This window comes from Geodermatophilus tzadiensis, from assembly GCF_003002915.1.
In the GTDB taxonomy this organism is placed as follows: Bacteria; Actinomycetota; Actinomycetes; order Mycobacteriales; family Geodermatophilaceae; genus Geodermatophilus; species Geodermatophilus tzadiensis.
The window spans coordinates 49,299-58,564 of sequence record NZ_PVTG01000024.1; the positions used below are offsets into that span (position 1 = coordinate 49,299).

At 72.0% G+C, this 9,266-nt stretch carries 8 protein-coding genes; 6 read left to right on the forward strand and 2 right to left on the reverse strand.

Features of this window, described 5'->3' with window-relative positions; all coding sequences use genetic code 11:
• Window positions 1-842 precede the first annotated feature (842 nt).
• Complete coding sequence (locus LY71_RS22380; protein WP_106281990.1) at window positions 843-1,358, forward strand: hypothetical protein; 516 nt, start codon at window positions 843-845, stop codon at window positions 1,356-1,358.
• 535 nt (window positions 1,359-1,893) lie between these two features.
• Window positions 1,894-2,496, forward strand: a complete 603-nt coding sequence (locus LY71_RS22385; RefSeq protein ID WP_211297492.1) for a hypothetical protein — start codon at window positions 1,894-1,896, stop codon at window positions 2,494-2,496.
• 253 nt (window positions 2,497-2,749) lie between these two features.
• On the opposite strand, the gene LY71_RS22390 is transcribed toward LY71_RS22385, so the two are convergent.
• Window positions 2,750-3,016 (reverse strand): hypothetical protein, encoded by a 267-nt coding sequence (locus LY71_RS22390; protein ID WP_106281992.1) that lies wholly within the window; start codon window positions 3,014-3,016, stop codon window positions 2,750-2,752.
• Window positions 3,017-3,180: 164 nt separating this feature from the next.
• Between LY71_RS22390 and LY71_RS22395 the strand changes: the two genes are divergently transcribed.
• Complete coding sequence (locus LY71_RS22395) at window positions 3,181-3,921, forward strand: PIN domain-containing protein (protein ID WP_106281994.1); 741 nt, start codon at window positions 3,181-3,183, stop codon at window positions 3,919-3,921.
• A 1,059-nt stretch (window positions 3,922-4,980) separates the two neighbouring features.
• Here the strand turns inward: LY71_RS22395 and LY71_RS22400 are convergent.
• Window positions 4,981-6,027 carry an NAD(P)-dependent alcohol dehydrogenase gene (locus LY71_RS22400; protein ID WP_281261630.1) on the reverse strand — a complete coding sequence of 349 codons (1,047 nt, stop codon included), beginning with the start codon at window positions 6,025-6,027 and terminating at the stop codon, window positions 4,981-4,983.
• A 150-nt stretch (window positions 6,028-6,177) separates the two neighbouring features.
• Here LY71_RS22400 and LY71_RS22405 point away from each other — a divergent pair, with 150 nt between their 5' ends.
• The 3 genes from LY71_RS22405 (at window position 6,178) to LY71_RS22415 (ending at window position 9,175) form a co-directional block, all read left to right on the forward strand.
• Window positions 6,178-6,708 (forward strand): gamma carbonic anhydrase family protein, encoded by a 531-nt coding sequence (locus LY71_RS22405; RefSeq protein WP_106281997.1) that lies wholly within the window; start codon window positions 6,178-6,180, stop codon window positions 6,706-6,708.
• Between the two features lie 74 nt (window positions 6,709-6,782).
• Entirely contained in the window at window positions 6,783-7,631 is an 849-nt protein-coding gene (locus LY71_RS22410; protein ID WP_106281999.1) for a DUF1684 domain-containing protein, read from the forward strand.
• Window positions 7,632-7,696: 65 nt separating this feature from the next.
• On the forward strand, window positions 7,697-9,175 hold the full coding sequence (locus LY71_RS22415; protein ID WP_106282001.1) for a serine/threonine-protein kinase: 1,479 nt from the start codon (window positions 7,697-7,699) through the stop codon (window positions 9,173-9,175).
• The last annotated feature ends 91 nt before the right edge of the window (window positions 9,176-9,266 follow it).

Here is a 9,266-nt window from a genome sequence, read left to right on the forward strand (position 1 = left end):
TCCGGCGCAGGGCCGGAGGCAGGACGAGCGGCGGTGCCGCCGATCTCGGGAACCCTGCGGCAAGCCATCCTTGCCGCCGCTCAAGCCAATCCGGGTGCTACCGCCAAAACCCTCGCGGCGAGTCTCACGAGGAAGGGCATACCGGTGAGCCCCGCCCAGGTGACCGCGGTCAGAACGGCGCCGACGTCGCCCCTGCGGACCGGTACCCACGCGAGGCGAGACCCCTCGATGCGGGAAAAGACGGAGAAGATCCGCCGCGCCGCCACAACCCATCCTCATCTCGGCGTACCGAAGTTGTTCTCACTGCTCCGCTCCCGCGGGATCACCGTGACTGAGGACCAGGTCGCGGCCGTGCTCCGGCAACTGCGCTCCTCGACTCGAGGGTCGCACCCGAGCGCGAGATCAGTACCGTCGGTCCCAGTCAATGACGTGTCCTCAGCGGCTCGAACAGGTCGAACCTCCCAGGACGCCGCGCTGTGTCCTTCCTGTGGTGTTCGCCCCAGCGCCTTGGGCATTTGTCGGTGTTCCTGAGCCGGCATCACTGGTCGGGGATGTCCAGGGGCTCGGTGACCCAAGGATCGCCGATCCCCACGTACGACAGCGAGCTGCACAAACACAATTTGTGGGCATCGGGTGGCCTCGACCGTCGACTCCTCGCTTGGTCGGTGCCTGCGGATTAGGTATCTCGGCACGGCACCGTTTCGTCTACGCGAGTCGGCGCTGTGGTCGCGGCGCGGGCGCGCCGTCCCGGCGTCGGCTGTCCGCTCGGGCTCGCGCGCGCCTGACGCTCAGTAGTCTGCGGTCCGCTCCCGCAGACCTGGGGTCATCACCGAGGACGGTGCATGAACGAGAGACACCTTGCGGCCTGGCATGAGGCCGGCCACGCCGTCGCCGTCGTCATGCGGGGGCAGTCGACGCTAGTTTCAGTCGCCCTCGGCGACCGCCACGGGGAAGGTCTCACGAGGCATCGCGGCAAGCCGGGGGACGAGCCGTTCATCGCTTACGCAGGCCCTTGGGCGGAAGCCCGTTACCGCTGGGGCGATCGTGGACTGGAGGACGAGGACGAGGACGAGGACGAGGACGGACTCACCTTTGAAGACCACGTCCATGGCGCGCTGCTGGCGCAGCCGGACGACGCCGCGATTGTTCGCAGGGCTGGCGCGGAAGTGCGGGCCTCCGGGTTGCCGCCCGAGCTCGTCCGGCAGCTCGACCGGCAAACCGAGGTCGTCTGGCAGATGGAGTTGCAGCGGGTCTGGGCGGCCATCGCGGCGGTGTCAGGGGCTCTGCTGGAGGGCAGGTGCGTTTCGCACGAAGCGGTCGAAGCTCTGGTTGATGACTGCAGGCAGCAGCTCGAGTAGGCACCGGCGAGCGCCGGAGGTCAGCGTCCCCGCCCGGCCCACGACTTCGCGTTCGGGGCTACCAGTCGTCAGCGGCTGGGTGAAGCCTTGCCCGAGCCCATTGGTGGCCCCGAAGCCCCAGTGCGTCACGCGAAGAGCACGCCAGTGTAAGAGGTCGCCGGGGCGCAGCCTGGGTTGCGGGGCCATGTGAGGGCTCGCCTGCGGATTACCTATCCGCAGGCGCATGATCTGACCTGCGCAAATTGAGGGTGTGGTCGCGGTGTGGTCGCGGCATCCATGGGGGTGGCGCCTCCGCCGGCGGTCCGGCGGGACACCAGCCCTCCCAACGTAGGGAGCCGGCCGCTTCGCCTCCGGAGGCAGGGTTCCGGTCCTCTTCTTGCAGGCGGTGGCCCGGGCCCGGTCTTGCACCGCATACATCATCTCCCGAGACGCTTCTGGCGCCGCTGACGGTTATCGGCCACCCGGGCGGCCTCCCGCGCACCGTGCGACTGTCTCCGTCATGACGCGGATAGCGGGGCAGGTTCAAATCGCGGCGGTGATCGAGGAACTTGCTAGGCGGCGGCCGGTGTTTCATTCCGAGGCAGACTTTCAGTTCGCCTTCGCCCGCGCGGTCGACACTCTTGACCCGGAGGTTCAAATCCGGCTGGAGCTCCCCCTGCGGGAGGTGGAGGGCCTCAAGGGCTCCCAGTACCTCGACCTCATGTGCTTCCGTCCAGGCGCTCGGACGGCGATCGAGTTGAAGTACTTCACGCGTCGCTGGACGGGGACGGACGGCATCACCGACGAAGAGTTCAGGCTGCGCTACCACGCGGCCACCGACTTGGCGCGGCGGAACTTCGTCTTCGACCTAGCCCGGCTGGAGCAGTTCTGTCGTGCGGGCCTCGCCGAGAACGGCCTGGCCATCATGCTGACCAACGAGCCTAACCTGTGGTCGCCCTCAAGGCGCCGCTGTAGCAACGACCGGGAGTTCCACATGCCCGAAGGGACGACGCTCACCGGGACGCTCCAGTGGGCGAAAGGCATGTATCCAGGCAACACGCGCACCCTCTCCGGCACGTACCGGGTCCAGTGGCGGGACTACAGCATCCTTGACGGGACATACGGGACCTTCCGCTGGCTCGCCCTGGAGGTCGCCTAGGTGTGGCTCTCACTTGTTGCGACCAGGGCTCAGGCGACCGGGGGTTGCCCCTCGTCGCCGTTGGCAGGAGATCCAGGCGCGTCATGCAGGCGGGGGACTGTAGGTGGCTCCATGGCGGGCGGGCCGTCCGTCGAGGCGCCGCTGCCTCCTGGTCGGGACTAGCTCCTTTCAGGCCCACCGGCTGGCCTGCACCGATTTGGCTGGTGGTCGCAGTGTGGTCGCGCCGTCCAGGTCGGGTGCGCGAGGTCAGGTGTCATACGCTGGCGACCCAGCCGCCCCCAGCCTGAGGCGGCTCGGGGACGCGGCGGCTCAGCCAGTAGACGCCAGTGCGGGCGCGGTTGTCGGACATGTCCGCGCTCACCAAGCGCCACCCCTGCTGACCGAGCTGGTTCAGCAAGGCAACGGTGCTGGCGTAGTTGGGTGTCTGCATCCCGTCGACGTCGGGCTGAGAGGGCAGCAGCACGAACTGCGCGTTGTGCCCGGCCTCGGCACGCACGAGCAGGGTCTCCCATCGCTCCATGCTCCGGACGGTAGCGGTATGCGCCCATCACGGCAGGTGACGGCATGACCGCGGATCGGGGTCCGACGTTGGCCGCGGTGTGGGCGGCGGTAGCGCAAGCCCAGCGTCGCTGGCATGAGCCAGCCCTCGGGCTGGGCGTCCTAGTGAGGCGCTAACCTGCGCCGATGCGGGTCGGGGTCTACGTCGATGGCTACAACCTGTACTACGGCGGTCGGGACTGCTGCGGAGGTCGGGGAAGTGCCGGCTGGAAGTGGCTCGACATTCGGGCTCTCGTGGCCGCGGCCATCGCCAAGCAAGGCGGCTGGACCAACGCCTCCCTGCACCGCGTTGTGTACTGCACGGCCCGTGTCGACGCGGCTACCAACCCGTCCGCACACGCAGACCAGGACGTCTACCTCAAGGCCCTCAGGGCCACAGGGAGCGTGGACTGGATCGAGTACGGAAACTACGTCGCTCGCACGAAGACCGGCCTGCTAGCGACTCAGGACCCCCAGACCAGGAAGCCGCAGATCGCCAGCTCGGCCTGGCCGATCATGATCCAGGACGCCAACGGCGCCAAGGTCCCCAACGCCCGGTTCATGGTCCAGTACCTGCACCTCGAGGAGAAGGGCAGCGACGTCAACGTCGCTTCACATCTCCTCCTCGATGTCCTCACGAACGCCGTCGACGCGGCCGTGGTCGTGTCGAACGACAGCGACCTGGCCTTCCCGATACGCGCTGCGCGGGACCGCGTTCCCGTCGGGCTCATCAATCCGCGTTCGGCCGGGTACACCGCTGGCGACCTTCAGGGGAAGCCGACGGATGGCGTTGGCGGGCACTGGTGGTGGAAGCTCAACGCCGCCGCCTACCGCTCGGCGCAGCTGCCTGACCCCGCCGGAACCTTCACGCGACCCCAGGGCTGGTGACCTACCTCGCAAGGGCGAGTCTGGGTAGACAGCGCGAACCAAGAGGGGCAAACTAGGTCTCACTTACTCACCCGGCCCCTTGTGGGCCGGGTCTTTTTTTGCCCAGCTCAGGCGGCCGTCCAGATCGAAGGCGGGTGCCCCGCGCCCCCGCGCCGCCGTCCCAGAGTTGCCCAGTTCGACGTAGACGGGTTCGCGCCGCGGCGCCCTTACCCAAGGCGCGGCCGCCCCGGGGCATGTTGGGGCGGGACCATGTCGGTCGGTCGAGCTCGGCGAGCAGGTCGCAGAACCAGCCCGGGGCGCCTTGGTCATGTTCCAGCCGCGGGCGGCGGTGAACGCCACAGCGGCCCGCTCAGGGGCCACATGCTGCCGTGACGGAACCGGTGCCGGACCCAGGGCCACCGCCTGCAAGCCCGCCAAGTGTAGGTGTCGCTCCGCCGCCAGGATCGATTCCTCCAACTGCTCCGCCAGCCGGCACATCGGCGGTGCCTGAGACGACGGCGACCGGAGCCGTACGCCGGCCACCCGCAGCCGGTGCTTCACCGCCGTTTGCGACATCCCCAGCCGGGCCCCAACTTGGCCGAGCGACAGCCTCGACTCGCACAGCTCGACGGCGCCCGCAGGTAGGACGTTATGCCGTGGGGCGCTCACGCCGCACCGCCGAACGCCACCTGCAGAACCGTCGCGGTCCGCATGACGACGACGAGCACCACCAGCGACGGCAGGACGACGACCGTCGTCCGGAGTCAGGCGGCCCCGAGGTCCCGACCTGCTGCCGATACGGCGGCAGCAGCTTGAGTTCGGCGCCCGCCGTTGACAATGCGCAGCCCCGCGCCGGGGTGATAGGCACCGCTGTGGTCGCGCTGTGGTCGCGCACTGCGTGACGGGGGTGGTCAGGCGGCGGCAACCGGTAACACCGGACATGGCTCTGACCAGCGAAGACGGCATCATGCGACACCGTCCGACATGCCCTGGTTGGGACTTTTAATCCGCGGGTTGTGGGTTCGATCCCCACGGGGCCCACCGTGCCGGACGGCGCTCCAGCCGCCCCGTCGTGGCGCGTCAGGCCAGCGTGGCCGTGTCGATCACGAAGCGGTAGCGCACGTCGGAGGCCACGACCCGCTCGTAGGCCTCGTTGGCCTGCTCCACGCCGATGGTCTCGACCAGCGCGGCGATGCCGTGCTCGGCGCAGAAGTCCAGCATCTCCTGGGTCTCGCGGATGCCGCCGATGTTCGACGCGGCGTAGGAGACGCGCCGCATGAGCAGCGAGAGCACGTCGAGCGACTGCGGGTGCTCCGGGATGCCGACGTTGACCATCGTGCCGTCCACGTCCACCAGGGACAGGTACGCGTCGACGTCGATCGACGCGCTGACGGTGTTGACGACGAGGTCGAACGAGGCGGCCAGGCGGGCGAAGGTGTCGGGGTCGCTGGTGGCGGCGTAGTGGGTGGCGCCGAGCCGCAGGCCGTCCTCCTGCTTCTTCAGCGACTGCGACAGCACGGTGACCTCGGCGCCCATGGCGGCGGCCAGCTGGACGGCCATGTGGCCCAGTCCGCCGAGCCCGACGACAGCGACCCGCGTGCCGGGACCGACGCCCCAGTGGCGCAGCGGGGAGTAGGCGGTGATGCCGGCGCACAGCAGCGGCGCGGCGACGTCGAGGGCGAGCGCGTCCGGGATGCGCAGGACGAAGTCCTCGGTGACCACGATGGCCTCGGCGTAGCCGCCCTGGGTGGGCCGGCCGTCCCGGCCGGTGCCCGAGTAGGTCTCGACGTAGCCCTCGGCGCAGAACTGCTCGTCCCCGCGCCGGCAGTACCGGCACTCGCGGCAGGAGTCGACCAGGCAACCGACGCCGACGCGGTCGCCGACCCGGAACCGGGTCACCTCCGCGCCGACCTCGGCGACGATCCCGGCGATCTCGTGGCCGAGGACGATCGGGTAGTCCGTGGCCCCCCACTCGCCGCGGGCGGTGTGGATGTCGGAGTGGCAGACGCCGCAGTACCGGATGTCGATGCGGACGTCGTGCGGGCCGACGTCCCGGCGCTCGATCATCGTCGGCGTCAACGGCTCCGTGGCGGACGTGGCGGCGTAGGCCTTGACGGTCGTGGGCACGGGCTCCTCCTGCGGGCGTCGGGCGGCGTGGGGGAGGACCGCTCCACCGGGGGTCCACGCTACGGACCCCCGTGCGTCGCCGTGCCGTCCCCCATCCGTCGGCGCTGCCGGGTCCGGGTCCTCGGGACGGCGTGCCTACGCTGCCGCACCGTGCCGCTCTTCTCCTTCGAAGGCCGATCCCCGCAGGTCCACCCCGACGCGTGGGTGGCCCCGACGGCCACGCTGGTCGGCGACGTCGTCGTCGAGGCCGGCGCGTCGATCTGGTACGGCGCGGTGCTGCGCGCCGACTTCGGCCGGATCGTCGTCCGCGCCGGGGCCAACGTGCAGGACAACTCGGTGCTGCACGGCGGCGAGGACCCGGTCACCGAGGTCGGGCCCGGCGCGACCATCGGGCACGTCTGCGTCGTCCACGGCTGCGTCATCGGCGCCGAGGCGCTCATCGGCAACGGCTCGACCGTGCAGGACGGCGCCCGCATCGGCCGCCGGGCACTCGTCGGCGCCGGCAGCCTCGTCCCACCCGGCATGGAGGTGCCCGACGAGGTGCTCGTGGTCGGCGCCCCGGCCCGCGTGCGCGGCCCGCTGTCGGAGGGCGCCGCGGTCTGGGTCGACGGCAACCCGTCGATCTACCAGGAACTCGCCCGCCGGCACGCGGCCGGCGTGCAGCGGCTGGGCGAGGTCTGACCCGCCCGGAAGAGGACGGCCGTCGCACCGGTTGTCCCCGGTACGCCGTCCGTCGACCCCTCCGGAGGAACACGATGACCGCCACCGTCCCCGGGACCGAGACCTTCGTCCGCGAGTGGGAGGAGTGGCACCGGCAGAAGGAGGCCGTCCTCGCCTCCCCGCACGGCTTCCTGGCCGTCACCGCGCTGGTCTGGCTCGACGAGCAGCCGACCGAGGTGCCCGGTGCGCCCGGTCGCTGGTCGGCCGGCGAGCAGGGGGTCGTCGTCACCCTGGCCGACGGCGAGGAGCTCGTCGTCGACGGGCAGCCGGTCACCGGCGAGCACGTGTTCGGCCACCTCGGCCTGCGCGAGAGCGTGCTGTCCACCGCCGGTGACAGCGCCGTCGAGGTCGCCGAGCGCGGCGGCCGCTACGTCGTCCGGCTGCGCGACCCGCAGTCCCCGCTGCGACTGGGCTACCCGGGCACCCCGGCCTACCCCGCAGACCCCCGCTGGGCGGTCCCCGGGCGGTTCGTCCCGTTCGACGCGCCCCGCCCGACGCCGGTCCCCGGCGTCCTCGAGGGCGTGCAGCACGTCTACGACGCCCCGGGGCGCATCGAGTTCGAGCTTGAGGGCCGGCAGCTGTCGCTCACCGCCTTCCCCGGCCACACCCCCGGCGCGCTGTCGGTGCTCTTCTCCGACGAGACCTCCGGCCGCACCACCTACCCCTTCCGCTCGCTGCAGCTGCCCCCGCCGGACGCCGACGGCTCCGTGCTCGTCGACCTCAACCGGGCGGCCAACCTGCCCTGCGCCTACACCGACCTGGCCACCTGCCCGACGCCCCCGGCCGAGAACCGGCTCCCGCTGGCCGTCGAGGCCGGCGAGAAGACCCCGCTGGGCCGCGGTGTGGGCCGGCCGACCGACCGTGGAGCGGTCCTGGAGGTCTGAGCGGCCGGCCCGCACCGGCGCTGCGTCCGCCGGTCGGCCGTCGGCAGCAGGCATGCTCGGAGCCGATGGACGGCACGGGGACGACGGGGGCAGCGGTGGACGGGCGGACGCTGGGCGGGCGCTACCGCCTCGACAGCGTGCTCGGACGCGGTGGCATGGGCACCGTGCACGCCGCCACCGACGCCGTCCTCGGCCGCCGGGTCGCGGTCAAGGTGCTCGACCTGGCCGTCGCCGACGAGGCCGGGATGGCCCGCTTCCGCCGCGAGGCCCAGACCCTGGCCGCGCTCGAGCACCCGTTCGTCGTCAGCGTCTTCGACTTCGGCGTCGACGCGAACGCGGCCTGGCTGGTCATGCCGCTGCTCCCCGGCCCCGACCTGCTGACCCTGGTCCACCGCGACGGGCCGCTGCCGGTCGACGACGTCGCCCGCCACGGCCGGCAGGTCGCCGAGGCCCTGGCCGCCGCGCACGGCGCCGGCATCGTGCACCGGGACGTGAAGCCGGCCAACCTGATGCTGGCCGCCGACGGGTCGTGCCTGCTGCTCGACCTCGGCATCGCCCGGCTCACCGACAGCGCCGGCGGCACCTCGCTGACCGGCACCGGGCTGGTCATGGGCAGCATGCCGTTCCTGGCGCCGGAGGTCATCGCCGGTGAGGCCGCCGGACCGGCGGCCGACGTCTACGGCCTCGGGGCGACCCTGTTCACCCTGCTCACCGGTCGCCCGCCCTTCGACGCCGACGGCGCGGCGGTCCTCGCGCAGCACCTGTACGCCCCGCCACCGTCCGCGGCGTCGCTGCGGCCGGACACCCCCGACTCCCTCGACCGCCTGCTGGCCCGGCTGCTCGACAAGGACCCCGCCGCCCGGCCGTCCGCCGCGCAGGTCGCCGGTGCCCTCGCCGGTGCCCCGGTCAGCAGGGAGTCCCCGACGCTGGTGCTGCCCGCGTCCCCCGCGCCCGAGCTCCCGGAAGACGACGGCCCGCGGCGCCGGCCGCTGCGGCTGCTCGCCGCGCTCGGTGGCGGCGTCGCGGTGCTCGCCGTGGCCGGAGCCCTGGTGGCCGGCGGGGGAGCGGACCCGGCGACGTCGGCCACCGCACCCGCGCCGACGTCGGCCACCGCAGCCCCGACCACCGCGGTGGTCAGCACCCCGGCACCAGCACCGGCACCGACGTCGTCGGTGGCGCCGACCACGTCGGTGGCGCCCGCCCCCGCGCCCACGCCGGTCCCCGTCCCCGTGCCGCAGCCCGCCGCCGATCCCGTGCAGACGGCCCTCGCCGGCCTGCGCGCCACCGTCGACGGCGCCACGGCCTCCGGCGCGCTGACCGAGCAGGGGATCCGGGACGTCGACCGCCGCGTCGCCGACATCGAGCAGGCGGCGGCGCGGGGGGACGCGGAGAAGGCCGGCCGGAAGGTCGGTGAGCTCGAGCAGCGGCTCGACGAGCTGCAGCGCGACGAGCGCCTCACCGCCGACGGCGCCGTCCAGCTCGCCGCCGCCCTCGGCGACGTGCGCGCCGCCCTCGGCGTCAGCGGCGGGGACGAGGACGACTAGGGCGTGTCTGACGGATCTTGACGCCGTAAGTCGGCAGTCTCCGGACGATGCGACAGCATCGAATGGTGGTCTCCGATGAGGCGTGGGCGTG

What these genes read in the sequence shown, in the direction of transcription:
- LY71_RS22390 (WP_106281992.1), bottom strand. Translation starts at nt 3,016, where the DNA reads ATGGAGCGATGGGAGACCCTGCTCGTGCGTGCCGAGGCCGGGCACAAC.
- LY71_RS22395 (WP_106281994.1), top strand. Translation starts at nt 3,181, where the DNA reads ATGCGGGTCGGGGTCTACGTCGATGGCTACAACCTGTACTACGGCGGT.
- LY71_RS22380 (WP_106281990.1), top strand. Translation starts at nt 843, where the DNA reads ATGAACGAGAGACACCTTGCGGCCTGGCATGAGGCCGGCCACGCCGTC.
- LY71_RS22410 (WP_106281999.1), top strand. Translation starts at nt 6,783, where the DNA reads ATGACCGCCACCGTCCCCGGGACCGAGACCTTCGTCCGCGAGTGGGAG.
- LY71_RS22415 (WP_106282001.1), top strand. Translation starts at nt 7,697, where the DNA reads ATGGACGGCACGGGGACGACGGGGGCAGCGGTGGACGGGCGGACGCTG.